Here is a 26,514-nt window from a genome sequence, read left to right as displayed (position 1 = left end):
CGTGCTTACTGTTTGTCCGATTGCATTGAGGAAACGCGCATTATGCAAGGATACCGTGGTTTAGCAAGCCCGCCGCCTCGGAAAGTTCCGGTTTACAGCACATTCACTCTGTGCTGGAATCGCTGTCAGACTTTTTACCTGTCGGATAGCGATCCCTTTTATGATGCAAGCGCAACAGTTCGCGCACCAGGTGCTGAACTGGTATCAGCGTTATGGCCGCAAAACCCTGCCCTGGCAGCTTGAGAAAACGCCGTATCAAGTATGGCTGTCCGAAGTGATGCTGCAACAGACGCAGGTCGCAACGGTCATTCCCTATTTTCAACGTTTCATGGCCCGCTTCCCGGATGTGAGCGCATTGGCGCAGGCGTCGCTGGACGAAGTGCTGCACCTGTGGACCGGGCTGGGCTATTACGCACGCGCCCGTAATCTGCATAAAGCCGCACAGATTGTGGCTACCCGACATGGCGGCATGTTCCCCGCCACATTCGATGAAGTGGCCGATTTACCCGGCGTAGGCCGTTCTACCGCTGGCGCAATCCTGTCCCTGTCGCTGGGACAGCGCTACCCGATTCTGGACGGTAACGTAAAACGCGTGTTGGCACGCTGCTACGCCATTGACGGCTGGCCGGGTAAAAAAGAGGTCGAAAAACGGCTGTGGGCGTTAAGCGAAGAGGTCACGCCAGCCGAGAGCGTCAGCCAGTTCAATCAGGCCATGATGGATCTCGGCGCGATGGTGTGTACCCGTAGCCGACCTAAATGCGAACTGTGTCCGCTGAATACCGGCTGCATTGCCTATAACAATCATAGCTGGGCGCAGTATCCCGGCAAAAAGCCCAAACAAACGCTGCCGGAAAAAACCGGCTGGTTCCTGCTGCTGCAACAGGGGTCGAAGGTATGGCTGCAACAGCGCCCTGCCGTCGGTTTGTGGGGCGGACTATTCTGCTTTCCGCAGTTCAGCGAACGCCGTGAATTGGAACTCTGGTTGCAACAGCGCGGTCTGAACGCTGATGGATTGCGGCAGCTCGTGGCATTCCGCCATACATTCAGCCATTTCCACCTGGATGTCGTCCCGCTCTGGCTGGATGTTTCAGCAATGGATATCTCACAAAAAGGAGCCTGCATGGATGAAATCGCGGGTCTCTGGTATAACTTAGCGCAGCCGCCTTCTGTCGGATTGGCGACCCCGGTTGAACGCCTGCTGCGGGAACTAGCCCGGCCGCAATCAGCACAAAGATACTCCCGCGCGATTAATGAGGAACAAGCATGAGCAGAACGATTTTTTGTACTTTTTTACAACGTGATGCTGAAGGACAGGATTTTCAGCTTTACCCAGGCGAGTTAGGCAAACGCATTTATAACGAGATCTCAAAAGAAGCCTGGGCGCAATGGCAAACCAAACAAACCATGCTGATTAACGAAAAGAAACTCAGCATGATGAACGTCGCCGATCGCAAATTGCTGGAACAGGAAATGATCAAATTCCTGTTTGAAGGAAAAGACGTGCATATCGAAGGCTATACGCCGCCGAGTCATTGATACCGCAGGGTCAGAGGATCCTGTTACGTCTTTATTCCGAAACGGCTTTTTATATGAAGAAAATTTTAGCTCTGCTGGTTATCGCACCGTTACTGGTTTCCTGCTCAGGAAGCAAAGATGTCGCTGACAACGAAGAATTTATCAAGGATACCAACGGTTTTGATATTCTGATGGGGCAATTCGCCCACAATATCGAGAATATCTGGGGCATGAACGAAGTGCTGATTGCCGGGCCGAAAGACTACGTAAAATATACCGACCAATACCAGACTCGCAGCCATATCAACTTTGATGCCGGCACCATCACCATTGAAACCATTTCGGCGACAGACGCTACCACAAGTCTGCGTCAAGCCATTATCACCACGCTGCTGATGGGCGACGACCCCACCAACACCGACCTTTACTCCGACGCCAATGATATTCAGATCAGCCGTGAGCCGATGCTGTACGGTCAGGTGCTGGATAACACCGGTCAGCCGATCCGCTGGGAAGGCCGCGCCGCCAGCTTCGCGGATTATCTGCTCCAGAACCGTTTGCAGAAACGAACTACCGGGCTGCATGTTATTTGGTCCGTCACTATTCAGTTGGTTCCCAACCATCTGGACAAGCGGGCGCATAAATACCTGCCGCTGGTGCGTAAAGCTTCCGAACGTTATGGTATTGAAGAGTCATTGATATTTGCCATCATGCAGACGGAATCCAGCTTCAACCCTTATGCGGTCAGCCGGTCCGACGCCCTCGGTTTGATGCAGGTGGTTCAGCACAGCGCGGGCCGCGACGTGTTTAAAATGAAAGGGAAATGGGGACAGCCAAGCCGCAACTACCTGTTCGACCCGGAAAACAATATCGATGTGGGCACCGCCTATCTGTCGATTCTGAAGAACAGCTATCTGGCGGGCATCGCGAATCCCACCTCGCGTCGTTATGCCGTTATCACCGCCTATAACGGCGGCGCAGGAAGCGTACTGCGGGTGTTCTCCAGCGATAGAAATCGTGCGGTAAATATTATCAACGGCATGTCGCCGGGCGAAGTATACGATATGCTGACCACCCAACATCCGTCAGGCGAGTCGCGCCGTTATCTGTATAAAGTGAATACGGCGCAGAAAAACTATCGCCGATAGCCTCCGCCGGGCTTCTGGTATGCATTTCCAGCGGCCCGGCCTTCATGCTTTTACTGTTCGATCACATAACCGTACAGGCGTTTGGCGCCATCCTCTTCGGCTACGCTGTAAACGCCCTGTAGCTCTGGCGAGAATCCCGGCAGCAGGTTAATCCCCGCTTCCAGCGCCAGGAAGTAGCGCTGAACCGCCCCGCCCCAGATTTCCCCCGGCACCACGCACAACACGCCCGGCGGATAAGGCAGCGCCCCTTCCGCCGCGATGCGCCCCTCGGCCTCAGAAATGGGCACCAGCTCGATATTTCCACGGACAAACGCACTGTTTGCGTCTTGCGGCAACATCTTCACCCGCGGGAAAGAATCTTTACGGAACATCGCTTTTTGCAGATCTTTCACATTATGGCTGGCATAAAAGTCATGTGCTTCCTGACAGAGTTGACGCAACGTATAGCCGCGATAACGCTGTTCATGCTTTTGATACAGGCTAGGCAATACTTCGCTCAGCGGCGCGTCACGGACAATCATTTCCTCGAAATAAACCAGCGCGTCCACCAGACGCTGCATTTTCAGACGGTCTTCCGCAGGCGTCAGCAGGAACAGGATCGAGTTCAGATCGCATTTCTCAGGAATAATGCCGTGTTCACGCAGGTAATTTGCCAGGATGGTGGCAGGAATACCAAAATCGGTATACTCGCCGCTGATCGCATCAATACCCGGCGTCGTTAACAGCAATTTGCACGGATCGATAACATACTGATCCTGCGCATACCCCTCAAACGAGTGCCATTTTGCGCCCGGCTCGAAGTTAAAGAAGCGCACATCATGAGCAATCACATCGGTATCATGCTCCTGCCAGGGAAGCCCCGCCACCGTGGTGGGAACAAACGGCTGGATCAAAGAACAGCGCAACAGCAACTGTTTGCGCGCATCAATACCTTGTTTCACACAGTCCAGCCACAAACAGCGTCCGCTATGGCCTTCATGCATTTTGGCATTCACGTCCAGCGCCGCGAACAGCGGATAGAACGGGCTGGTGGACGCGTGCAACATAAATGCGTTATTGAAGCGTTTATGGTTGCAAAAACGTTTTTGCCCTTTGATGTGCGTATCTTTTTTATGCACCTGCGAAGTCTGGGAAAATCCCGCCTGCTGTTTATGCACCGACTGAGTAACAAAGATCCCCGGATCGTTTTCATTCAGATCCAGCAGCAGCGGCGAGCACTGCTCCATCATGGGAATAAACTGTTCATACCCCACCCACGCGGAATCAAACAGGATGTAATCACACAGATGCCCGATGCTGTCCACCACCTGACGCGCATTGTAAACCGTGCCGTCATAGGTGCCGAGCTGAATCACGGCCAAACGGAATGGGCGTTGTTCGTCGGCCCGCTCCGGCGCGACTTCACGCACCAGATTGCGCAAATACGCCTCATTGAAACAGCGCGCATCAATCCCGCCGATAAAGCCGAAAGGATTACGTACCGTCTCAAGGTAGACAGGCGTGGCGCCAGCCTGAATCAGCGCGCCGTGATGGTTGGATTTGTGGTTGTTGCGATCGAATAACACCAGATCGCCGCGGGTCAGCAGCGCGTTTGTCACCACCTTATTGGCCGCCGAAGTGCCATTCAGCACAAAGTAGGTTTTATCGGCGTTAAATACGCGCGCGGCAAACTTCTGCGCCTTTTTTGCGGCCCCTTCATGGATCAGCAAATCGCCCAGTTTGACGTCGGCATTGCAGATATCCGAACGAAAAATATTTTCGCCATAAAAATCAAAAAACTGCCGCCCTGCGGGATGCTTGCGGAAAAACTGGCCGCCCTGATGACCCGGGCAAGCGAACGTTGTATTCTCCATCTCGACATATTTGATCAGCGTATCGAAAAACGGCGGCAGCAATGCATCCTGATAGCCTTGCGCAGTACGCTCCAGCACATCCGCATGTTCACCGGCATCATCCAACAGTAACCACTCGCTGCCCGTCGGCAACATTTCAGACAGTAAATCCGAGTCATTAACCCTGACAACAAATGCAGGAATGGCAAAGCCGGTATGATGAAGTATCGACAGAATCCCGCTACGGGCTTCCTCGACCGAAACCACCACTACCGCCACATCAGTAAAGTCAGTCTGACTCAGCGCAACAATTTCGCGTGTCGTGATTAAACGGCCGGCAACCGCCCCATTAGCCGCAATTTTTAACTGTTTCATTTAACCAAATCCAAGCGGTTAAGGATGAGTGAACGTGCCCGGAAGCACAACGCAGGGATAACTATCCCGACAAATTACAATATCAATCAATATCGACAAGCCTATGACTCCCACAATCATGACTGTAGGCTAAGAATGGAGAAACTGGCGCCAGCACCATCCGATAGACATCAGTAAAATCAGAGGAAGACTCTATTTTTACTCATGCCTAACAGCGAGCGTACGAACGCCTCACCGCATGGCGGCAAGGGATAATTGACGGGAAAATGCACGCACAACGAGGCTAAAACGTGAAAAAAGCCATGACATCATCAAAGATCCGGCGCAGTAGTTTTGCACCATGAACAATGAATCCGACATATCAGCAGTCCTCTTTAACCACAGGTGAACAGGGAGTTCAGGTGAGCTGTAAAGTTAAAAACCGCGCAATATTGGCATTATTTTTCATCAAATTCAAGAAACGTCAGGCCGCCTTTTTATAGCAAAATGTGACTCAGGGCAAAACCGCGGCGCGAGTCAAATGATAGCCATGCTGATAAGCGGAAAGGAGAGGCAAAACGGCTCAAGCGCACCACTTCTGCCTGAAAATAGAGCAAGCACGCGGGTTTATGACAGAAAGCCGTTGACGGCACACAACCAATACGGTTTAATGCGCCCCGTTGCCCGGATAGCTCAGTCGGTAGAGCAGAGGATTGAAAATCCTCGTGTCCTTGGTTCGATTCCGAGTCCGGGCACCACCTTTCCTTTTTTATGCCTCCTTATAAATCCCTATGTGTATGTAATTCAATAAGTTGGCGTAAAAATCTTTCCCGATGCGTTTTGATTTATCCCTTCGTATCCGGAAAATTTGGGGTCAGATTGCGGGTCGTTCAGTTCGATGAACGGGAGTGACCCTCACATGTTAACTGACAGCAAAGTCCGATCCGCGAAACCTCTCGCAAAATCTTACAAGCTCACTGACTCGCAAGGCCTATACCTGACGGTATCCACCAGCGGCGCTAAGCTATGGTATTTCCGCTATCGCCTCGGCGGTAAAGAAAACCGTCTGGCCTTTGGCCCCTACCCGCAAACTACGCTGGCGGAAGCCCGTGAAAAGCGCGATGCAGCGCGTAAGCTGTTGGCGTCCGGCATCAGCCCTTCTCAGCTTCGTAAATCGAACAACCCCGCCGTTGAGGAATCCCGCACCTTTCAGTATATCGCTCAGGCGTGGCACACCAGTAGCCTGAAACTCTGGTCGGACGCGCACGCCGATAAAATTCTTACCTGCCTGAAACGCTACGTTTTCCCCGCCATTGGCGCGATGGATATCGCGCAGGTTGAAACCCACCATCTGGCACAGTTGGTTAAGGCCATTGACGACAAAGGCGTGCATGACGTCGCCGGACGGGTACGCCAGCATCTGACCAAAATCATGCGTCATGCCGTCCAGCAGGGCGTGATTAAATATAATCCGGCTTACGATTTGGATGGCGTCGTGACCCCGGTCGTGACCCAACATCACCCCGCCCTGCCGCTGAAACGCCTGCCTGAGCTGCTGGAGCAGATGGATAACTACAAAGGCCGGGTGCTGACCCGTCTGGCGCTGGAGCTTAATCTGCATGTCTTTCTGCGTTCCAGCGAGCTACGGCTTGCCCGCTGGGATTGTAGTCCCCCCTGAATTTAGTCTTACTGCTTAATAGAGTTCTCTGGTTAAAATACAACCAGCGGAGGCTCATCATGAAGAAAGCGCGTTCCACTGAAACTCAGATCCTGCGGGTTCTAAAAGAAGTTGAAGGGGGTCGGCATGTGAAGGATGTGTGCCGCGAAAACGGTGTGTCGGAAGCCAGCTATTACAACTGGAAATCTAAATACGGCGGCATGGAGTCCTCTGATATCAAACGAATGAAAGAGCTGGAAGAGGAAAACCGCCGATTAAAGCAAATGTATGCCTCCTTGAGCTTAGATCATGAATTCTTAAGGATGTTGTTTCAAAAAAACTTTAACTGTGCCCGAAAAGCGTGAGTTGGTGCGTTACGTCATGACGGAACATCAGGCCAGCGAACGACGTGGGTGCCGGATTATGGGTATAAGTCGAAGCCTGTTGCATTATTTGCCCGAACACGGCACGGGATCTGCCCGTGGTCGAGGCACTGCAAAAATTGGCGCATCAGTATCCGGCCTATGGTTTTTGACTTATGTTCAATAAGTTACGCCAAGCAGGATTACTGTGGAATGCAAAACGGGTTTGCCGGATCTATCGATTGTTAAAACTGAACCTTCGGCGTAAAGGGAAAAAACGCTTACCTAACAGGTATCCACAGCCGTTGGTTATTCCGCATAAAATGAACCACTGTTGGTCAGTTGATTTTATGAGTGATGCCTTGATCGACGGGCGGCGATTCAGGTTATTTAACGTAGTCGATGATTTTAATCGGGAAGCGCTGGCAATCGAGGTTGATTTGAATATACCGGCTCATCGCGTTGTACGCATCTTGGAGCGGTTAAGTGCTGAAAGAGGCTATCCGGCTTTAATACGCAGTGATAATGGGCCAGAACTCACTGCCGCTGCTCTAGCCGAGTGGGCAGAATTGCACGGTGTGATACTCGATTTTATTCAGCCAGGCAGGCCGATGCAGAACGGATTGATTGAGCGATTTAACAAAACGCTACGAACAGAAATACTCGATATGTATCTGTTCGGAACACTGTCAGAAGTCCGCGTGCTAACAGAAGACTGGCGCGCAGAATATAACGAAGAACGTCCGCATAGCTCACTGGGTGATATGCCACCCGTTATCTATGCGAGGCAAAAACTGGCCGGAGATCCTCATTGGCGGTGGTACTAAAAACCGGAGGGACTACACAATGCCCCGGCAACCCTTTAACCAGCGCCAGATTGCGATCAGGCGACATCATCATTTCTGTCGCCAAGGTATGCCTGAATCGATGAGGACTCACCTAAAACCACACGCCTTTGTCAGTCTGGCGAAGAACGAACCGGCTGTATAGCAGGTTCGGGGCCGACTTCGCCTGATGGATTCGAAATCTTGCCACATCAAACAGGTAGCTTTCGCGTTCGGCGCCTAGCGCTATGGCGCGTTCAACCAGTATCCGCATACGCTCGCGGACAAAACTGAAGATAGGGAGCAGCCACTCGCGATGGGTGTAGTGGATCGGTAATTCAGGACACCTCCAAATCCTGTTAATGTTAAAACAGTGAACATGAGCCGCTTTATTATCAAGCCGGTGATCGCGTGGACGCTCACTTCTGAGAAAAAGCATTTAGTCGGATAAGAGAGCCACATTTCTGCACACCCTCTCCTCAGAGCCGTGCGCACAACTTACTACATAATTTGTTGGCTTTGGCTATACTCCGCGATTTAAAATCCAGTACCCATCCGACACCCACGTATCACGTGTGGTGGCAAACAGGTTTTTTTCAAGGGTTTCTTTTTTTAACGCCACACAGTAGACAGGGCGGTATCGTTCGAAACGCCAGCTATCCTTTAATAGACCTGCATCAACCGTATCGAAACCTAGTCCATGAATGAACTCAGCGACTTTCAGCTTCGCCGCTGCATTATCACCAGCTAGAGGGATAGCACGACGATCCTGGGCCCCTTCAGGCCGTGCATCACACCGTAAATCCTCAACCGTGATAGAGTTGAATGCCTTAACAATAATTGCCTCAGGTAAGTACCTCGCTAACAGTTCGCTAGTAGTCAGCACACCGTTTTTGAGATCAGCAATATTTCCATCCCGGTGGGGGAAATAATTGAGTGGATCTATGACCACTTTATCTTTTAAATACTCTTTAGGTAAGTAAGGAGCAGCATATAATGGCACAGCGACTATTACAATATCACCAAATATTGCGGCTTCGCTGGGAGTACCGGCCTGACATTCCAAGTCTCTAGCAATATAAGAAAGAGATCCTGCACCACGAGTGTTACTAAGCATAACACTGTGCCCCGAACGAACAGCATTAAGAGCAATAGCCTGCGCCATAGCACCAGCGCCAATAATTCCAATATTCATTTATATTCCTTTAGTTATTTGCAACGAAGAAACACAACCTACACTGCAATCACACCAATGACATTATGTTCATACTCGATGGGTAACAAATGCCAGATTTGAAAACCATCTTCATTACTGAACTGTTTGTATGCTAAAGAACTTTCATCTTTCAATGGAACTTTTATTTTTTTTGCATCGCCTATAAATCCGCAGCCGATGCATTTCAATACGGCTTCTTTTTTCGTCCATGCACGTAAAAAACAGTATTCCCAATCATCTTGCTTGATTATTTCATCGACTTCATCATTGGTAAAGATATAGTCAGTAAAATCTTGGGGGATAGGGCGTCCCTTTGATTCAATATCAATCCCAACTGGTTTGATGAATGAGAAAGCAATAGCAATGACATTACCCGTATGTGAAATGTTAAAATGAATATTTATTTTATCATTAGCAACATAAGGTTTACCAAATACATCCCTTTCCAACATACCTTTATATGGGCCTGAGTTTAGCATATGCCCAAGGGTCCTACGTAGAAATGCCCGCCCCGCCTGATAGCGGTTACGCCCCTTACTGCTTAAAAAAGTACCTGCCTTTACTTTTTCTTCTTCAGAAAGAAGTTCTATATCCTGAATAGTAAAATCTTCGTAATTTCCGAAAAAAACAGTTATATCATTATTATATTGATCTTTAAGGTGATTAATATCGCGCCAACGCATACATCTCTCATTCTTGTATGTAAAAAATGGAACTAGGCCCGATGCACCGGGCCTGACCGCTTTAACAAACAATAGATTGTTGAGCAGAATCTACTTTAAGGTTAATAAATGACAGCATAGAACCAAAGGTTTTAAAGGGTGACTCCTGAAAAGAAAGATCTTGCTCACTCGCTAGTTTTATTTTAATCCCCAGGGTTTCAAATAACTGCCGTTCAATATCAGCAATAATCGTAATTAAACTTAATGAATCTAATTGTCCAGCTGAAGAGTAAAGTTCTGTATCATCTCCTTCAGACCAATCTAATGGTTGATCCATAAAGGGCTCTTGCCGACAAATGGCACTAGTTAAAACATCTCTCAATTGATATCCCATATTTACCCTCAACATTTGTTAAATTAACTATTTTTATTCATAGTTATAAATATCATATCTAATAAGACAATTTCCGCATTTCAAAAAACTGACCACTGATTAAGCCAGCACAATGCTGCTCCACAATCAGCTGGTAAATTCCTTGCGCTCGCACTTCGGGGCTGACAACATAACCAGGTTGGGAAAATCTCTCCTTTAATTTTATATGCTCAGGAAATTCTGAAATCCGTGAATTTGATACTATCGCCTGAGATAAATTAGTTTGAACATTACACATTCCAAGCACAGCAAAGAAAATATCTGTATTCTCCCGAGAGTATACCCCACATAATGCATTTAGCGCTGCTTTAGACAGGCTGTATGGCAACATTCCAGCGCGGTAACGGATAGCAGCCATCGAAGATGATGCAACGACTATATCCGGACGTATGTCAAATGCCAGCAAGATATCCAGAATAGTCTTATTCACTAACGCATTAATAGTCAACGTCTGGAGTATATCAGTATCTGAATAATCCTCAGCACGGGCAGGTGCATTCGCTGACACCCCTGCATTCAGATGAACAATTGACACGCCCAGTGTCTTAATAGATGAAAACTCATCCTCAAATAATTGCTCTATATTAGATGTATTAATTAAATCACAGGATTTAAAAATAAATTTTTCATACTGGGATAATGCAACGGGCTTATGCCTAGCAGTACCATACACCGTCCAACCTTTAGATAAATAAAGAGTAGCAAGAGCTAGACCAATGCCATTACTGACCCCGGTAATAAATACTCGCTGCAGAGAGATCTTTGGGGGCATCTGTTCCGGGAGTTTTATAGTATTCATAATCGGTGTCAGAATTTACCGGCAGAAAATCCACCATCAACAGAAAGTAAAGTGCCAGTAACGTAGGAAGATTGTTTACTTAAAAGCCAAAGTATTGCTGCAGTGATCTCTTCAGGATTAGCAAATCGCTTCATAGCGGTTGACTGAATTTTCTCTGCAGTCGATGCTGGGTTAGCACGAAGGCGCTCTTCAGTATTCATCCCCCCCAAAGTTGGTCCGGGACAAACAGCATTAATACGCACCACATGCTCTCCTTCAGGAGGATTAGCACATTCGATAGCCGTAACCTGAGTGAGAGTATTTAATGCGGCTTTACTTGTAGAATAAGCACTCTGGCGCGGTTGCCCCAAAACGCCGCCACAGGATGAAACGTTGACAATTGATCCCTGTTCGCTTTGTGCCATCAATTGTATTTGATGTGACATCAATAGCAAGGGACCAACAAGGTTAATATTCAATACACGTGTCCATTCTTGCAAATCCAGTTCGCGAACTGAAGCCCTTTTCGTTGTCACGCCCGCATTATTTACTGCCAGATTTAACTGCCCGTGCTGAGTCTGAATAAGACTAAACAACTTATTTACTGCGTTCTCATCGGTGACATCCAATTGTACATAACGCGCGTTACGACCAAGTGTTTCTTGAGCACGTAAACCATCTTCTTTATTACGTCCCGTGATATAACAAAAAGCTCCCATTTCCACCAAGCTTTTACTTACATTAAATCCAATACCGCGAGTACCACCTGAAACTAATGCCACTTTTCCGCTATAAATCATTTTTCACTTCTCCTGATGTTTTTTCTGAATATGCTGAGGCCGTAAGTAACGGGGGTTTACACAGCAAAATACACGATCTGCTAGAGGCTCTTTCTTATCCAATAAGCAGTATGAATCCCAACGACAACGATGAATCTCATGAGAACGTCCAGATAATTCTTTACTTACGAAGTGATGATCTGCAACAATTGCTCGACCAAAACCTACAAAATCAGCATCTCCGCTATCCACTATTTCATCCGCTAACGTCAAACTATCTATATTTGCAGCAAAACCTATCGGTATACTAGTCCTCTGTTTAAAAAAACGACCGGCTTCACGTGATTTATTAATGGTATACGTTTTATCCCCTAGAAATTTAGCATATGTCTCTGCGATTCCTGTTGCACCAATAACAGCATCGGCTCCTGCTTCTTCAATGGCAATAATGACATCACTTAGCATGTCAATATGAATGCCTTCTTTACTAAGTCCATCATCAATTTGTAAACGAACAAAAATAGCCATCTGTTCTCCTACTAAGGTACGTATCCTCCGGATCACTTCCAGCAATATTTTCGCTCTTTTAATCGGTGAACCACCCCACTGATCATTTCGTCGATTAGTCCTCGGTGACAAAAATGAGCTCAAAAGATAACCATTAGCTGCATGTATTTGCAAAGCCGGAACACCAATTCTCAGCGCCTGGAGTGCTGCATTGTAGAATTGCTTTATGTAGCCTTCAATCTGATCATTAGACAAAAAAGTAACATCACCAGAGACTGCTGAACTAGTTGTTTGATCTGAAGCGGTTATATTACCATTAACCTTTACACCATAATGCTGTAATTGAACGCCTAAAAGAACCCCCTTCTCCTTAGCACTCAGAAAGGCTGGCAGCAAATCATTTGCATGGTCCTCCGATACCAGTTTCATACTCCGGTCAGTATATTGCGATTGAGGATCAACAGAAGCATTTCCAAGAAATCCAAAACCGCATCCTCCCTCCATTATGGAGTTATAAATTTCAAAAAACTCTGGTAAAGGTTTTCCCATAGAATCACAGAGATCAAAACCAATCGAAGAAAAATACATACGATTACTCGCGAATATATTCTTCCCAAAAGATATCGGTTGCTTCAAGCTGAAATAATCAGGCATATGTATATTCTTTTATTTCCTATTTGAAGGATTGTTAGATGCAGTAAATCCGCGTTTAATCATCTCTTTCAGCTTTTCCAATTCTTCGTATTCAATTCTTTCAAAAGACCAACAAATACCTTCTTCTACATTTCCAATTCTATAAATTGATGTACTGAAGCAAATCGATTTATCGTAAATAAAAGTGATAATTGCTTTTTCTATATTCTGTTTTTTAGGCTCTGTCGTCACACAACCAATAGAGCTAACCTTCTTTAAATTAACAATATTCTGACTTAAATCTTGCCCAGTAATCATTGTCACCAACGGAGATTTATGCAAAGGTTCAAAGTCTCCATCCCCAAGAAGGAATACATTCCGAGCTAGTTTAAATTTGTCAATTGAAATGACAGGTGCCCTGGTTGTGATTCTTGCAATAAGTTTACCCTGTTGATAAAAAGAAGTTGCATAAAATACTTCACCTGGCAGAAGAGAATCTGACTCTGTGAGGTCGTCAATAACTACTTCTATTGGGTACATCAACTCTCCATAGGTATAAAACTTGGCCTGCATTTCACTCAAGCTTACAGTAACCCTCCCCAATTTGTGATGGGAATAGGTATATAGTTGATAATAAATAGCCTGCCGTGCAGCCTCCATAAACATAATACCAGGAACATGTTCATGTTGTTTTCTATAGAAAAAATAATGATCTGCATTATTCACCAACTGGAAACTTGTCGAACAACGACTTATGTTATTAGACCGCAGAAAAAAATCCACTTCTTCATCATCAATGTTACCAGTCGGTTCCTTTTCCATTTTATCAAATGCGGAAGCCATATCCAATACTTGATAAGGAACGCCAAAACTTTTATCCTGAACTCGGCTTAACAATAACTTATCAAAAGATATTCTATTCTCATTCTTCTCTTTTGATATCTTGGATAGTTGGTATACTCCGTCTTTATTGATGCTATACAACTCTGCTAACCGGCTTTTTGTATTGAAATTATCTTTATTAATCCCCGTAAAAAACACTCTTGCAGGTAACGCTTTTCGTGGATGTGTCAGTAATACGTCGTCTACTGAATCTTTATGCAGTAACTTAGGCGTAATCACATTGTAATTATTCATAGCGGCTCCTGTCATACTGCCACAGACACTTGGTATTCATTCATCCATCTATTCATCCATAGCACCATTTCAATGCTACCACGATTATAAGGTTGACTGATTTCCGATGATTCTCTATTCAGCAAGGCGATAATTTTCTGTCGATCGATCAAGTCATAAACAGGGGAACGGTTGTTTTCAGCGATAACCGCAAGTTCCGCTCGCAGTCCCTTTTCGTACGCCCCATCCTGGGTAGCTGGATAAGGTGTTTTAATACGGTTAATAATACTTTCCGGTAATAAGCACTGCGTCGCGGCACGAAGTAAGCTTTTTTCTCGGCCATCAAAGCTTTTCATACTCCATGGCGTATTGAATACATATTCAACTAAACGATGGTCACAAAATGGAACGCGCACTTCCAATCCCACGGCCATACTCATCCGGTCATTTCTATCCAGTAATGTTGGCAGAAACCGGGTGATGGCCAGATACGAGATTTGGCGCATGCGCCGGTCATCAGCTGATTCTCCCTGAAGTAGTGGAACTTCCTGTAAAGCCTCCTGGTATCGTTCAGCCCTATATTTTTCTCGCTCTAATGAAGCAAGTAGATCACGGGAAAGTAACTGAATCCCGCCAAAATAGCGTGAAGAACCTGCAGTAAGCCATGGAAACGTTTCGGCATCTCGTGCGGCAGGGTTTCTGAACCACTGATAGCCACCGAAAATCTCATCAGCCCCTTCTCCAGATAATGCAACACTTGAATGCGTCTTCAGTTCACGAAATAGCAGATAAAGTGACGGCCACATATCCCCCCAATATGCAGGAGGGGCATCTACCGCTCGCAATACACTGTGTCTGATGGAGCCATGAAGCATTTCCTCGCTACGTAGCAGCAACTCAGTATGCTGTGTGCCAGCATACTCGGCCAACAGTCTGGCAAAAGGAGCGTCAGGAGCACCACGTACACCATCAGCCTGAAATAACTCAATATTATGAGTAAAATCAACAGAGAATGATGGAAGACTTCCTTGAGTCAGTTCTTTAGCCGCCATCGCAGTGATAGCGGAAGAATCCAAACCTCCTGACAACAAAGAACAGACAGGAACATCAGAAATGATTTGTCTCCTGACCGTATCAGTCAGTAAGTTTTTTACAGTATCAATGGTTAGGTCCAAACTATCATGATGAGCTTGCGCCTGCAGAGCCCAATACGTTTCTTTTCGCAGACCATTGCGATCAAAAATCAGCATGGAACCGGGACGAACCTCGAATACACCGTCATAAATAGTGCGCTCAGGTGTTTTGACCATATCCAGCAACTCACAAAAGCCATTCCTAGTCATGCGTGGTGCAACCATTGAGCTAATAAATAAGGCCTTCGGCTCTGAAGCAAACACGACCCCTGTCTCTGTCAGCGCATAATACAGCGGCTTGATACCCATGCGATCACGGAATAGAAGTAGCTGGCTATGCTTACAATCCCAAATAGAGACTGCGTACATACCATTAAGGTGATGCACAACATTCTCTCTCCAGTGCAAATAACCTTTAAGCAGAACTTCAGTGTCACTATTAGTATCGAATTGGTAACCAAAATTTTTAAGTTCTTCGCGCAATTCTTTGAAATTAAAAACTTGTCCGTTAAATGCAATCACAACATGGTTGCCAGCATGGTTTCTGGCTTCCATGGGTTGAGCACCATGTTCAATATCAATAATTGCCAGACGTTGATGCCCTAATGATGCGTATTTGTCATTCCACATCCCTTGCCCATCTGGACCACGATGCGCCAAAGAATGTGTCATAGCCTTAACAAGCTCTGTTCTTTCAGTATATTTATTTTTAAAATCCACCCAGCCACAAATACCACACATATATCATCCCTTGAATAAAGTCAAAAATCGTTATAGATAAAACACACTATAAATAATAAAAATTACAGACAGGTGACAATATAATTCAATCCCAAAAAATCAAATTACAAATTAAAATAGAATAAGAATAAGAATAAGAATAAGAATAAATCATTAGATCGCAGTATTATGGGTATACAGAAAAATATTTAAACTATAATCTCCATCGGTTCAATCATGATCGTATCATTAAGATTCAGCAACATTGAATTCCAAGAGAGACCAACACCAAAACCACAAATTAACACATTATCTTTTCGGCTATTCCATTTTTTTCGACATAAAAGTAACGGAATCGAGCTTGAGTTGGTATTGCCAATGCCATCCACGTCAGCTGGTAGTTTTTTATCATCCAGTTCGAGTATATCTCGGAGATAACCTAGTATAAACTCATTCGGTTGATGAAGTGCATATAAGTCTACATTCTCTTTTTTCACCTGTGTTTCTTCTAATAAAGTGTTAATTACTTCAGGTACACGTTTAAGCGCAAAACTCATTACTGCCGCACCATCCATCTTTAAGAATCCGATGCGACCCGATGTAAGATCATTTTTCTCATAATTTAGATTAGTACCCAGCAGCTCTCTCCCACTGCCGTCGGAACCATAAATAAAACTTATATTATCACTGCCTTTTGTGACTAACGATACCGTAGCCGCATCACCGAAGAGCATTCTGATTTGATAGTCTTTATCACTGATTAAACGGGTATTTATATCTCCTGTGCATACCATTACATTCTTGCATACATTTGAATTTATCAGTGCTGCTGCTTGAATAATTCCATTGGCATACCCCGAACAGCCTGAGTTTAAATCAAGTAGAAAACAATGCCGTGGTAACTCCAGTTTCTGATGAATACTAAATGCCGTACCCGGGCTCCAGTCATCTGGCGTTTGCGTAATCACAATCACCCCATCAATCTCACTTTTATCGAAATCGATATTTTTTGATAAATGTTCAATTGCGGATGATATCATATCGCTGGTTCGTAGCCCTTGTGCTACTCTTATAGACCTTATCCCGGTACCACGAATAACACGTGAAGTATTTTTTTCACCATATAATTCGACAAAGTCTTTTTCCCCCATAATAGTAGAAGGTATTGCCGCTGTTATCGCCTTAACACTAATCCCTGAAATAGATTTTGTATACATTAAAATATATCTCTTAAGCTTTTAAAAAAGCCACCAAGTCACCAACATTTGTTATTTTTTTCATTTCATCCACTGTCATTTGCTTTCCTGTATGCTTAGTCACTAATGCGACAGCAGCAAGAATAGCAAAAGAATCCCACTTTTCATTTTCTTTTAAATTTGTTTCAAGAGTAATATCTTTTTGATCCATATCTAAAACCAGTGAGATTTGCGGACGTACAACTTCAAGACTATTTTCCATATTATTCCCGATATTATAGAGCGAGATAGCGTGTCGTATTATTGTTGATATACGTGGTCACTATCTCGCTGTTTATAGAAAGAAGATAAAATATAATTTTATTTAAAATAACATAATCAACTTGAGATTTAAGTTAATCAGCAACAGAAAGTTTAGAGGACTGCTTTTCTGCAATAAACGAAGCCAACAATCCAATAATAACTGGTGCTAATGTTCCATATAATGTTACCCAACCTATACCATGTACAAATGCAGCATGAGCTGTATCTACAGTTATCCCATGAAGCTGTTCCTGATTAAAATTACCAGCCGCCACAGTATTTGCGATCCCAGCCAAAGTATTCCCTGGTACGGAATTGATCAAGCTAGCTGTAACACCTGAAATCAATATAAAGCCCATCACTGCGATATTAATTGCTAATGAGATCATTCTGGCACTAAATTCCATGCCTGAAGCCATTCCAGCACGCTCGGGAGGCAGAGAGCCGGTTGAGGTGTTGGTTACCGGGGTATTGGTCAACCCTAAGCCAATGCCAGCGATCAAGCATCCTGGCAGCAAAGTTAACCAACTTGAATTGCTTGAAGTAATTACAAAATGCAACAATGCGAAACCTACCCCAATAGTAAACAGACCAACTGGAATAACAAAGCCTGGTCCACGCTTTTGTAATAGACGCTCGGCGTAAGGTGGAATAACAATAGTAGGCAATGTATAAGCCAGCACAATCAGCCCTGCCGCCACGCTGCTGTAACCAAGCACAGACTGCAGATAAATCGGAAAATAGATAACGAATGGCCAGAAAGAGAAGTTCATCCCACTCGCCCCCAGCAAAGCAACAGAGAAATTACGAATGCGGAATGCTTTGAAGTCAAAGATTGGACGTTTGCTTTTTAACTCAATAAAAACGAACAGCAACAAACTGGCAACACTTATAGCGAGAATCCCTTTGCCTACGGAGGATGTTAGGTTCATCTCATTCCCCTGGGTTATCAGATAGACAAAGCCAAACACCGCAATAGGCAAAGTAATGATGCCGCCAAGATCAATTCTGACAACATGCGGGTCACCAGATTCCACTACCCCTACACGTGCTGCGGTCACTGTCGCAATAGCTATAACTACGTGGATGAGAAACACCCAATGCCAACTCAATATTGCAAGAATGGCACCACCAACAATCGGACCGAAACCCAATCCGAGGCCAAACATAATTCCCCACCAACCAAAGGCGATCCCCCTTTCTGGCCCATCCCTAAACTGATGCGATAGCACGGCAACCTGACAGGAGAGCATCGCTGCCGCACTGGCACCTTGCAGAAAACGAGCCCCTATCAATAACGCTGCACTAGTAGCCAAACCACAGATTAACGAGGCCACACCAAAAATGGTAATACCGACCATGAAAATGCGCTTCCGACCAAAGCGATCTGCTAATGCCCCCATTGCAACTAGGCTAGAACACATGGCAAGGGTATAGGCATTCATTATCCATTGTAATTGTCTGAATTCAGCGGGAAGCGTCTTTTCCAATGTAGGTAAAATTGAAGGAATACTGGTTATTTCTAAACCCAGCATTATCGCCGATAAGCACACCGCAGCAAGCGCTATCTTATTTTTCGATGATATGGTCGCGACCATTTACATTTCGCTCCGTAGTTCTGATGAAATGACACATTTATAAACAAACACTTATTGCAAGTAACAGATTGAATTTATTAAGTGTTCTAAAGGGAAGTAAAATGTAACATTTTTCTCGCTGTCCAGATATGGTGTAATGTCGTATATCTATGACAACAAAACGGAATAGATGACAACAAAACGGAATAGTTGAAATGATCTCTCTGGATATTGATGCCGTTAGGGTATTTGTCAAAATAGCAGAGTCTAAGAGTTTTACCCGAGCCGCCAGTGAATTGGGTTCAACGCAAGGTGCTTTAAGCGTTAAACTTAAACGCTTGGAGGACAGGTTAGGGCAAAAATTGATTGAGCGTACTCCTCGTCAAGTGCGCCTTTCGGTCTTTGGTAGAAGCTTTATCGAATCAGCTCAAGACCTCCTCAACTCTCATGAACGAGCTATTTTAAGCCTAACGACAACAGTAGATAGAAAATTCAAACTAGGAATTTCATGCTATGTCATGGGACCGGAAGTTCCGGAGATTTTCGCCAAGTTGAGATCACTCAATCCTTCACAGTTAATTGAGGTTAAAGTTGATAGTTCGCATGTGCTTATGCATGAGTTTGGTAATGACCAACTTGATGCGGTGATCGTGCGTAATGATGACGACAGGCGCGATGGCTTGGTTTTATGTCCAGAGCGCTTCGGATGGTTCGCCACCCCTGATTTTGCGCTATTCCCTAGTCAGCCTTTGCAACTAGCCAGTCTTTCTCCTGAATGTGGTATCCGTGATCAGGCTACACGACTGCTGCGCCAGTCAGGTATCGACTTCCAAGAAGTTTTTGTGGGCGTAGGTGTTCCTGCGGTAATTGCGGCTATATCAAGTGGAATTGCTGTTGGTGTATTACCCTATCGTCTGGCACCACCTCACTTAAACGAAGTGAGCGAAAAATTTGCCCTCCCTACGCTTCCTCCATTGGATATTGTTTTGCATTCTGCGTTATCAGACCAAAAAAGTCGTGCCACTATTCAGGCGATTGCGAAAGTTTATAAAAATTATCATCAAAAGAGTTGTGGTATATGAGAATATCGCACTGTTTTACGAAGTTAATGAGTCGCGGTCTTATGTTGGTAGCAAAGTAAATGTTCGCCAGAGGTACGCCACCGCATTCGAATGATATCTGGCAAGTAGCCCCTCCACCTACTCTGCCAGACGCATCGGGTTATATTCCAGCGTTGCATAACCCCCCTCGCGCATTGCACTAGTAGCTGTCTCAGGTTTTAATCTCCCCGTTTGCTGATACCCATCAGCGTTGTTTTTCCGCCGGTGCTGTACTGACGGACGGGAAACCTGTCCTGTCGATGATGAGGCAAACCCGCGGCTGCTGGCGTAGTTTTGCCCATCTCATCACCTGTTCGCAGAGGTAAACATAATGCCAGTGAAGTCAGCACCCCTTCTGTCAGCAACTGTCTTGAACGATAATTTTACATTGCCATTTGATGGTAAGACGCATCCCATTTCTCATTCTTTCTTACTATGGCATTCAGGATAATCAGAAGTTTGCGCATACAGGCAACCAACGCTACTTTTTTAGGCTTTCCGACTGTAGTGGATCACAAAATCAAGACACCGGAATAACCTGTTTCCATTTTTCTTCATGTAAGCAAGGGGATAAACCACCATTGTTCGTATGAGGGCGGTATGCGTTGTAATAACCATTTACCCACTGGTTTATATCGCGTACCGCATGGCTAAAATCACCATACCCGCCTTTTGGAAGCCATTCACTTTTAAGGCTACGAAAGACTCTTTCCATCGGCGAGTTATCCAGGCAATTCCCCCGGCGACTCATACTTTGCATTACCCCATAACGCCAGAGTAACTTTCTGTATTTATTGCTTTTATATTGAACCCCTTGATCTGAATGAAACAGCAGACGACCATCACGCGGTCGTGTTTCCAAAGCATTACACAACGCCCTGCACACCCAATCAGCATCAGCGGTTGATGAGAGGGCTGAACCGATAATCCGGCGTGAATATAAATCAACGACAAGCGCGAGATAGCACCATTTATCCTGCAGACGAATAAAACTGATGTCGCCGCACCAGACGCGATTTGGTGCGGCAGGGTTAAACTGCCGATTCAACAAGTTTGGCAATGGCGGACTGTTGTCTTCGTTTACCCGGTAGCGATGTTTAACCGGCTGGCGACTTGTCAGTCCGCATTCCTGCATCAGTCGTCGCGCCAGCCACCGGCCTGCATCAACGCCACTCTGTCGCAGCATCTGGCTGATTGCCCGACTACCCGCAGCGCCACGACTGAGAGAATGAAATGCTCTCACCCGACTTCGTAATTCAATTCTTTGCACATTAACAGGGCGCCTCAGGCTCTAAGAGGGACTCAATATCGTACTTAACCATTAAATAATATTATGAAACAAATAATCACGCTAACTATCGATTCCGAGTCTGCCACTCATTTAGAAATGGACATCTACTGACGTCCGTTTTGCTTTATAGAGCCAACAAGTTATCCCGTTCTGCCTGTCTACTACTCTCCGCGGCGAAGCCAGATCCTATGAACGCGACTGCTTTACGCTTCGCCAGGGGAAAATCAATACAACAAACGGCCTGATGGTCGTTTAATTGATTGATATATGAGGAGTTGGTAATCTGGTTGCGTCAAAATCGCTGGGTAATTATACCGTCAGTATCCCTTGGTAATCACAGATAGATTCTTTTTCGCCAATATCTCTCCGGGCCGTCGTAAGCAATGTTGAACACGACTCGCGGTGATTTTTTATTCAGCACAGTCGACTTCACTCAGCATTCTGACCCGGCTCATCGCCTGGGTGCGGCTGGTCACCTCCAGTTTGCCGTAAAGATTCTTTAAGTGCCATTTAACCGTATCAACCGAGATCGCCATGGTACGAGCGATCTCTTTGTTCGAACGGCCCTGAGCGATCAGCAGCAGCGTCTGGTTTTCCCGTTCGGTCAGGGGGGGCAACGGATTCCAATCGGCGATTGGGTCTACCTCAGCCCGGGGCGCATCGCCTAGCAAATTGGCGATATAGCTCCGATCGCCGATGGTCACTTTCCCTTGAATATGGTGAAGTATCGGGTAGATTTCGTCCCCGGCATCCAACAGGCTGCGTTTCAGATTTTGACTTTTTGCCAGCTTCATAACCGGCAACAGCACATCGCCGGCCCGCTGCCGATCTCCGTCCCGCCACCAGGCTACTGCGCACAAAGCCCGTTGCCTTAGCGCTTCCAGTATGCAACGGCGTTTTTCCAGTCGTTGCGCCAGCGACCACAGCAGGCGGGCCGCCTTACCAGCATGGCCGTCATCGATGAGCATCTGGGTCTGTGCGGTGATACGGCTGGTGTACAGGTAGTTGGCGAGTGGAAACGTTTGTTGGTTTTTTTCACTCAGCTCGATTAACTGGCACATCAATTCCTGTGCCTGACATCTTTGGTTGTGCAACACGGAGACTCGGATCTGTTCCGCCAGCAGCATCCCTTGCAGCCGCGGCCAACCACGGCCGATAACCACCTGTTGCGCGTGTTCCAGCAGCACTTTCGCCTGTCCCGCATCGCGCAGCAATTCCCGCCGGACCAACGCCCGATAGGCGCTCAGCAGGGCATCCGGCGGCGCGATAATATCGATTTTGGCTAAATGGGGGGCGACCTGCGAATCCAGCAGCAGGGTGTTATCCTGTTCGTAATGGATCTCCGCGAGCAGGGCTTGCAGCGTCGCGCTGCCGCAAGAGCCCGCGCCGGTCAGACGTTCGGCCTGGGTTAACGCCTGGCGGTAGTAAATTTCACCGGTGCGTAAATCCGCCTGACGCACATGATTGAGTCCCAGAATAAAGGCCCGGTAAACGCTAACGAACAGATGGTCCTGAGGAGTGGAAGGCTCAGGCATATGTTGTTGCACCTCGGCGGCTTCCTGGTAGCGATCCTGAGCCAGATAATTATAGCTGAGGACATTACACACCAGACCGTCCACCCAACTATCTCCGCAGGGGATCTGACTCAGCAACGGCCTGGTCAATGCTTCACTTGCCATGATATCTTCAGCGAAAGAAGCGGAAATCGCGCTGATAACCTGCCATTTAATGCGTAAATGCTTGCTTAATTGATGACGAGTGAAATAGGACTGTAGCCGGTTCAGCAGCGTTTGCGCTTCATCTAAACGAAAGTAGTGGGCCAGCGCCCAGGCCAGATTCAACTGTAGATCGATGTGCTCTTCGTGCGCCCCTTCGGTTAACGGCAACTGCTGTAGCCAGCGAACCAGCGTATCAAGATCGCCTTCTTCGGCCAGTGATTGCGCGCTTGGCGCGGCGTAGGCGGCGCTGTTGTCCAGCTTGCCCGCCGCCAGAGCGTGACGGATGGCTTCCGCCCAGTGACCATTGGCCGCCAGCCAGTTGCTGGCCCGTTCGTGCAGTTCGGCGATCTTTATCGGCCCGTTGACCAGCCGTTCATACTGCGCCTCGGCAAACAACACATGGTAGCGGAACCAGCCTCCTTGTTCGTCCAGCGGTGAAATGAACAGGTTATGCTGTTCGATGAAGGTCAGCATCTGTTTACCGTCATTACGCAGCGTTACCGCATTACACAGCTCCGGCGTGAAGCGATTGAGAATCGAGGTTTGTAGCAAAAACTGCTGTATTTCCGGCGGCAGCGGATTCAGCACGACTTCCTGCAAATAATGCGCCATCTGTTTGGTGCCGGCCGGACCTTCGAGCGTTTGAAATAATGCGTTGCCGTCGGCGGCGGCCGACGACAGGGCGGCAATCTGGATGCCGATGATCCAGCCTTCGGTGATATTCAGCAGCCGTTGAACCTCGGCCTGATCGAGATTCTGATGGGTGGTTTCGGTAAAATACGCCAGAATCTCCGACGGATTAAAGCGCAGATCGTTGATATCGATAATAACCATCTGATTGCCCGCCCGCATACGCGCCAGCGGCAGCGCCGGCAGGCTGCGGCTCCCCAGCAGCAGATGCAGACAGGCCGGGGCGTAGTTCACCAATTCGTTGATATCTTGCAGAATCACCGGATTACGAATCAGATGAAAATCGTCAAGTACCAGATACAGCGCGGTTTGGCGTTGGCTCAGGCTATTGATCAGGTTACGCATAAAGCCGTCCTCCGTGCAAAGCGAGGCGCCCGGCGATATGGGTTCAAGTTGACTGAACAGCCCGCGGCAGTATGGATGCAGGGCGGCTAACAGATAACGCCGGAAATCATGCAGGGCGTTGTCTTGTTCATCCAGACTCAGCCAGGCGGCGCAGTGGCCCTGAGAAATCAGCGCCCGATGCCATTGGCTGAGCAGGGTGGTTTTGCCGAACCCTGCGCCGGCACAGACCAGCGCCAGGCTGCGCTGATGAACCCAATCCAGACGTGACAGCAGCCGTTCGCGACGTAAAACGACCTCCGAGGTGCGCGGTGGACAGAGTTTCGTTGCTATCAGCGGCAAGCCGTGGCTGAGTGTAAATGATTTCTGGCGATAATCGACGACTGACGTTTGTGTCGGATACAAAAGGTTCTCATTCATGGGGCATCATCCTCATGTGGTCCTGTTGTCATCAGATTGTGATTCCCCGGCGTGACGGCTGTGCTTTTTATCCCCCCGATTTAGTGGCCTTACCCACCCGTAAGGGTAGTTACCCCCGCCGTTTTATCCCCCTATCTTAATCTCTGACGAGGGTGGATCCCGTGATAGGGGTCACCGTTAACAGCGGTAAACCAAGTGAGTGAGGGCAAAAACATGTCTTTAAGCAAGCAGGCATTATTGCAGGCCTATCGCAAAATGCGTGAGATCCGCGTTTTTGAGGAGCGGCTGCATCAGGAAAATACCACAGGGGATATTCCGGGGTTTATCCATCTGTATAGCGGTGAGGAAGCAATTGCTGTCGGCGTTTGTCAAAACCTGAGCGATCGGGACTATATCGGCTCCACCCACCGCGGACACGGACATTGCATTGCCAAAGGCTGTGATATCCACGGCATGATGGCGGAAATTTTTGGCCGGGATACCGGTTTGTGCCGGGGGAAAGGCGGTTCGATGCATATCGCCGATCTGACCAAAGGGATGCTCGGCGCCAATGCGATTGTCGGCGGGGCGCCGCCGCTGGTGATCGGGGCGGCGCTGACGGCCAAAACGCTGGGTACGAAGGATGTGGCCGTCTCCTTTACCGGCGATGGCGGCTCCAACCAGGGGCTGGTTTTCGAAGCCATCAATATGGCGGTGGTATTACAGTTGCCCGCCATCTTCGTGTTTGAAAATAACGGTTTTGGCGAAGGCACCGGCCATGACTATGCGGTGGCGGGACGGGATATCGCCGGTCGCGCCAGCGGTTTCGGCTTGCCGGCGGTGCGGGTGGACGGCACCGACTTTTTTGCCGTTTACCAGGCCGCCGAAGAAGCGGTGCGGCGTGCGCGCAGCGGCGGAGGACCCAGCGTCATTGAAGCGGTGGCAACCCGCTGGCACGGGCATTTCGAAGGCGACCCGATGCTTTACCGTCAGGAAGGCGAAGTCGACCGCCTGCGTGAAGACAAAGATCCTTTGAAAATCTTCAGTGAGAAAGTGAAAGGGAAGATTTCCGCCAGCGATCTGGCCGCCATCGATAGCGATGTTCAGACGCTGGTGGATGATGCGGTACTGAAAGCCCGGGCGGCGCCTCTCCCGACTGTGGAACAAGTACTTACCGACGTTTATGTCTCTTACTGAGGGCACGGCAATGGCAATCAAAACGTATCGTGAAGCGATAAGAGAAGCGCTGGCGCATGAAATGGAACGGGATGAGCGCGTGGTGCTGATTGGCGAAGATGTGTGCGGCGGTCAGGCCGGTACAGCGGAACTGGGATCCCGTGGCGAAGCGATGGGCGGAGTACTGGGCGTCACCAAAGGGTTGTGGACCAAGTTCGGCTCCTCCAGGGTAGTCGATACCCCGATAACCGAGTCCGCCATCATCGGCATGGCCGCTGGGGCGGCGCTGACCGGGCTGCGGCCGGTGGCGGAGCTGATGTTTATGGATTTTTTCGGCGTCAGTCATGACATGCTTTACAACCAGGCGGCGAAATTCCGCTATATGTTCGGCGGTAAGGCCAGGGCGCCGCTGGTGGTGCGCGGCATGATTGGCGCGGGCTTTTCGGCGGCGGCCCAGCACTCGCAATCCCCCTACAATATTTTTGCTTCCACGCCCGGTCTGAAAGTGGTGGTCCCGTCGTCGCCCTATGACGCCAAGGGCTTGCTGATCCAGTCTATCCGCGACGACGATCCGGTGGTGTTCTGCGAGCACAAGGTTTTGTACGACAGCAAAGGCGAAGTGCCGGAACAGGATTACACGATCCCGTTTGGCGTCGCCAACTACACCCGCGAAGGCACGGATGTCACCATTATTGCGCTGGCGGCGATGGTGCATAACGCCAATCAGACGGCGGATCAGTTGGCCAAAGAGGGGATCTCGGTGGAAGTTGTCGATCCGCGTACCGTTTCGCCGCTGGATGAGGACGGTATTCTTGAATCCGTTGCCGCCACCGGCCGTGTGGTGATCGTTGATGAGTCGGCGGCCAGATTTGGTTTTGCCCACGACGTCGCCGCGCTGATCGCCTCTAAAGGTTTCTACCTGCTAAAAGCGCCGATTGTGATGGTGACGCCGCCCCATACGCCGATTCCGTTCTCTCCGGTGCTGGAACAGGCCTGGATACCCAGCGTCGATCGCATCAAGACCGCGGTTCGCAAAGTGATGGAGGAGTGATT

The 26,514-nt window shown here is 47.7% G+C and carries 19 protein-coding genes, 1 tRNA gene and 5 pseudogenes; 9 read left to right on the top strand and 16 right to left on the bottom strand.

Annotation, left to right across the window (positions count from 1 at the left end; all coding sequences use genetic code 11):
• Positions 1 to 160 precede the first annotated feature (160 nt).
• The 3 genes from mutY to mltC are packed head-to-tail and all read left to right on the top strand — an operon-like array spanning position 161 to position 2,663.
• Entirely contained in the window at positions 161 to 1,267 is a 1,107-nt protein-coding gene (gene mutY, locus EH207_RS03505) for an A/G-specific adenine glycosylase (RefSeq protein WP_137712754.1), read from the top strand.
• Positions 1,264 to 1,536: an oxidative damage protection protein gene (locus EH207_RS03500; RefSeq protein ID WP_137712753.1), complete on the top strand. Its 273-nt coding sequence runs from the start codon at positions 1,264 to 1,266 to the stop codon at positions 1,534 to 1,536. The genes mutY and EH207_RS03500 overlap by 4 nt, the downstream gene beginning before the upstream one ends.
• 53 nt (positions 1,537 to 1,589) lie before the next feature.
• The gene (gene mltC / locus EH207_RS03495; protein WP_137712752.1) at positions 1,590 to 2,663 is read left to right on the top strand and encodes a membrane-bound lytic murein transglycosylase MltC; all 1,074 of its coding nucleotides are present in this window, start codon (positions 1,590 to 1,592) and stop codon (positions 2,661 to 2,663) included.
• 50 nt (positions 2,664 to 2,713) lie between these two features.
• Here the strand turns inward: mltC and EH207_RS03490 are convergent, their stop codons facing one another.
• Positions 2,714 to 4,870 (bottom strand): ornithine decarboxylase, encoded by a 2,157-nt coding sequence (locus EH207_RS03490; RefSeq protein WP_137712751.1) that lies wholly within the window; start codon positions 4,868 to 4,870, stop codon positions 2,714 to 2,716.
• Positions 4,871 to 5,531: 661 nt separating this feature from the next.
• Here EH207_RS03490 and EH207_RS03485 point away from each other — a divergent pair.
• The 3 genes and pseudogenes from EH207_RS03485 to EH207_RS03475 all read left to right on the top strand — a co-directional run bounded on the left by EH207_RS03485 (position 5,532) and on the right by EH207_RS03475 (position 7,695).
• Positions 5,532 to 5,607: transfer RNA gene (locus tag EH207_RS03485), tRNA-Phe, on the top strand.
• Positions 5,608 to 5,768: 161 nt separating this feature from the next.
• A pseudogene (locus EH207_RS03480) lies at positions 5,769 to 6,512 on the top strand (tyrosine-type recombinase/integrase); the annotation flags it as partial.
• Positions 6,513 to 6,586: 74 nt separating this feature from the next.
• Positions 6,587 to 7,695: pseudogene (locus EH207_RS03475) on the top strand (IS3 family transposase).
• A gap of 520 nt (positions 7,696 to 8,215) precedes the next feature.
• Here the strand turns inward: EH207_RS03475 and EH207_RS03465 are convergent.
• The 11 genes from EH207_RS03465 to EH207_RS03415 all read right to left on the bottom strand — a co-directional run bounded on the left by EH207_RS03465 (position 8,216) and on the right by EH207_RS03415 (position 18,766).
• A complete protein-coding gene (locus EH207_RS03465; RefSeq protein WP_137712750.1) occupies positions 8,216 to 8,887 on the bottom strand; it encodes an NADPH-dependent F420 reductase in 672 nt (223 codons plus the stop codon).
• Between the two features lie 38 nt (positions 8,888 to 8,925).
• Positions 8,926 to 9,591, bottom strand: coding sequence for a 4'-phosphopantetheinyl transferase family protein (locus EH207_RS03460; protein WP_137712749.1), 666 nt, complete (start codon positions 9,589 to 9,591; stop codon positions 8,926 to 8,928).
• A gap of 61 nt (positions 9,592 to 9,652) precedes the next feature.
• Positions 9,653 to 9,907, bottom strand: coding sequence for a hypothetical protein (locus EH207_RS03455; protein WP_137712748.1), 255 nt, complete (start codon positions 9,905 to 9,907; stop codon positions 9,653 to 9,655).
• Positions 9,908 to 10,022: 115 nt separating this feature from the next.
• Complete coding sequence (locus EH207_RS03450; RefSeq protein ID WP_137712747.1) at positions 10,023 to 10,802, bottom strand: SDR family oxidoreductase; 780 nt, start codon at positions 10,800 to 10,802, stop codon at positions 10,023 to 10,025.
• An 8-nt stretch (positions 10,803 to 10,810) separates the two neighbouring features.
• Entirely contained in the window at positions 10,811 to 11,581 is a 771-nt protein-coding gene (locus tag EH207_RS03445; RefSeq protein ID WP_137712746.1) for an SDR family NAD(P)-dependent oxidoreductase, read from the bottom strand.
• Between the two features lie 3 nt (positions 11,582 to 11,584).
• Positions 11,585 to 12,721 carry an oxidoreductase gene (locus EH207_RS03440; protein WP_137712745.1) on the bottom strand — a complete coding sequence of 379 codons (1,137 nt, stop codon included), beginning with the start codon at positions 12,719 to 12,721 and terminating at the stop codon, positions 11,585 to 11,587.
• A 12-nt stretch (positions 12,722 to 12,733) separates the two neighbouring features.
• Complete coding sequence (locus EH207_RS03435) at positions 12,734 to 13,837, bottom strand: AfsA-related hotdog domain-containing protein (protein ID WP_175413632.1); 1,104 nt, start codon at positions 13,835 to 13,837, stop codon at positions 12,734 to 12,736.
• Between the two features lie 11 nt (positions 13,838 to 13,848).
• Complete coding sequence (gene asnB / locus EH207_RS03430) at positions 13,849 to 15,690, bottom strand: asparagine synthase (glutamine-hydrolyzing) (RefSeq protein WP_137712743.1); 1,842 nt, start codon at positions 15,688 to 15,690, stop codon at positions 13,849 to 13,851.
• A 188-nt stretch (positions 15,691 to 15,878) separates the two neighbouring features.
• Complete coding sequence (locus EH207_RS03425; RefSeq protein ID WP_137712742.1) at positions 15,879 to 16,886, bottom strand: 3-oxoacyl-ACP synthase III family protein; 1,008 nt, start codon at positions 16,884 to 16,886, stop codon at positions 15,879 to 15,881.
• Between the two features lie 13 nt (positions 16,887 to 16,899).
• The gene (locus tag EH207_RS03420) at positions 16,900 to 17,127 is read right to left on the bottom strand and encodes an acyl carrier protein (RefSeq protein ID WP_137712741.1); all 228 of its coding nucleotides are present in this window, start codon (positions 17,125 to 17,127) and stop codon (positions 16,900 to 16,902) included.
• A gap of 133 nt (positions 17,128 to 17,260) precedes the next feature.
• Positions 17,261 to 18,766, bottom strand: a complete 1,506-nt coding sequence (locus EH207_RS03415; RefSeq protein ID WP_217496119.1) for an MFS transporter — start codon at positions 18,764 to 18,766, stop codon at positions 17,261 to 17,263.
• A 194-nt stretch (positions 18,767 to 18,960) separates the two neighbouring features.
• Here EH207_RS03415 and EH207_RS03410 point away from each other — a divergent pair, with 194 nt between their 5' ends.
• Positions 18,961 to 19,827 (top strand): LysR family transcriptional regulator, encoded by an 867-nt coding sequence (locus tag EH207_RS03410; protein WP_175413631.1) that lies wholly within the window; start codon positions 18,961 to 18,963, stop codon positions 19,825 to 19,827.
• A gap of 120 nt (positions 19,828 to 19,947) precedes the next feature.
• Here EH207_RS03410 and EH207_RS18075 read toward each other — a convergent pair.
• From EH207_RS18075 to EH207_RS03390, 4 genes and pseudogenes are all read right to left on the bottom strand, one after another.
• Positions 19,948 to 20,148: pseudogene (locus tag EH207_RS18075) on the bottom strand (transposase); the annotation flags it as partial.
• An 80-nt stretch (positions 20,149 to 20,228) separates the two neighbouring features.
• Positions 20,229 to 20,345: pseudogene (locus EH207_RS03400) on the bottom strand (IS110 family transposase); the annotation flags it as partial.
• A 20-nt stretch (positions 20,346 to 20,365) separates the two neighbouring features.
• Positions 20,366 to 21,133: pseudogene (locus EH207_RS03395) on the bottom strand (IS3 family transposase); the annotation flags it as partial.
• A 413-nt stretch (positions 21,134 to 21,546) separates the two neighbouring features.
• On the bottom strand, positions 21,547 to 24,306 hold the full coding sequence (locus EH207_RS03390; RefSeq protein WP_137712739.1) for a winged helix-turn-helix domain-containing protein: 2,760 nt from the start codon (positions 24,304 to 24,306) through the stop codon (positions 21,547 to 21,549).
• Positions 24,307 to 24,519: 213 nt separating this feature from the next.
• Between EH207_RS03390 and EH207_RS03385 the strand changes: the two genes are divergently transcribed.
• Together EH207_RS03385 and EH207_RS03380 are read left to right on the top strand one after the other, a co-directional pair.
• Positions 24,520 to 25,482: a thiamine pyrophosphate-dependent dehydrogenase E1 component subunit alpha gene (locus EH207_RS03385; protein WP_137712738.1), complete on the top strand. Its 963-nt coding sequence runs from the start codon at positions 24,520 to 24,522 to the stop codon at positions 25,480 to 25,482.
• 10 nt (positions 25,483 to 25,492) lie between these two features.
• Complete coding sequence (locus EH207_RS03380; protein WP_137712737.1) at positions 25,493 to 26,512, top strand: alpha-ketoacid dehydrogenase subunit beta; 1,020 nt, start codon at positions 25,493 to 25,495, stop codon at positions 26,510 to 26,512.
• Positions 26,513 to 26,514: the final 2 nt, after the last annotated feature.

The sequence above is a fragment of the Brenneria rubrifaciens genome, assembly GCF_005484945.1.
Taxonomy (GTDB): Bacteria; Pseudomonadota; Gammaproteobacteria; order Enterobacterales; family Enterobacteriaceae; genus Brenneria; species Brenneria rubrifaciens.
Note: the sequence above shows the minus strand (reverse complement) of the source record. Positions and strands in the feature narration are given on the sequence as shown.

Excerpts from the sequence above, each read along its gene's own strand:
- EH207_RS03380 (WP_137712737.1), top strand. The coding sequence starts at position 25,493 with ATGGCAATCAAAACGTATCGTGAAGCGATAAGAGAAGCGCTGGCGCAT.
- EH207_RS03420 (WP_137712741.1), bottom strand. The coding sequence starts at position 17,127 with ATGGAAAATAGTCTTGAAGTTGTACGTCCGCAAATCTCACTGGTTTTA.
- EH207_RS03490 (WP_137712751.1), bottom strand. The coding sequence starts at position 4,870 with ATGAAACAGTTAAAAATTGCGGCTAATGGGGCGGTTGCCGGCCGTTTA.
- EH207_RS03445 (WP_137712746.1), bottom strand. The coding sequence starts at position 11,581 with ATGATTTATAGCGGAAAAGTGGCATTAGTTTCAGGTGGTACTCGCGGT.
- asnB (WP_137712743.1), bottom strand. The coding sequence starts at position 15,690 with ATGTGTGGTATTTGTGGCTGGGTGGATTTTAAAAATAAATATACTGAA.
- EH207_RS03450 (WP_137712747.1), bottom strand. The coding sequence starts at position 10,802 with ATGAATACTATAAAACTCCCGGAACAGATGCCCCCAAAGATCTCTCTG.
- EH207_RS03500 (WP_137712753.1), top strand. The coding sequence starts at position 1,264 with ATGAGCAGAACGATTTTTTGTACTTTTTTACAACGTGATGCTGAAGGA.
- mutY (WP_137712754.1), top strand. The coding sequence starts at position 161 with ATGATGCAAGCGCAACAGTTCGCGCACCAGGTGCTGAACTGGTATCAG.
- EH207_RS03460 (WP_137712749.1), bottom strand. The coding sequence starts at position 9,591 with ATGCGTTGGCGCGATATTAATCACCTTAAAGATCAATATAATAATGAT.
- EH207_RS03385 (WP_137712738.1), top strand. The coding sequence starts at position 24,520 with ATGTCTTTAAGCAAGCAGGCATTATTGCAGGCCTATCGCAAAATGCGT.
- EH207_RS03425 (WP_137712742.1), bottom strand. The coding sequence starts at position 16,886 with ATGTATACAAAATCTATTTCAGGGATTAGTGTTAAGGCGATAACAGCG.
- EH207_RS03410 (WP_175413631.1), top strand. The coding sequence starts at position 18,961 with ATGATCTCTCTGGATATTGATGCCGTTAGGGTATTTGTCAAAATAGCA.
- EH207_RS03455 (WP_137712748.1), bottom strand. The coding sequence starts at position 9,907 with ATGGATCAACCATTAGATTGGTCTGAAGGAGATGATACAGAACTTTAC.
- EH207_RS03415 (WP_217496119.1), bottom strand. The coding sequence starts at position 18,766 with ATGGTCGCGACCATATCATCGAAAAATAAGATAGCGCTTGCTGCGGTG.
- EH207_RS03390 (WP_137712739.1), bottom strand. The coding sequence starts at position 24,306 with ATGAATGAGAACCTTTTGTATCCGACACAAACGTCAGTCGTCGATTAT.
- EH207_RS03440 (WP_137712745.1), bottom strand. The coding sequence starts at position 12,721 with ATGCCTGATTATTTCAGCTTGAAGCAACCGATATCTTTTGGGAAGAAT.
- EH207_RS03465 (WP_137712750.1), bottom strand. The coding sequence starts at position 8,887 with ATGAATATTGGAATTATTGGCGCTGGTGCTATGGCGCAGGCTATTGCT.
- mltC (WP_137712752.1), top strand. The coding sequence starts at position 1,590 with ATGAAGAAAATTTTAGCTCTGCTGGTTATCGCACCGTTACTGGTTTCC.
- EH207_RS03435 (WP_175413632.1), bottom strand. The coding sequence starts at position 13,837 with ATGAATAATTACAATGTGATTACGCCTAAGTTACTGCATAAAGATTCA.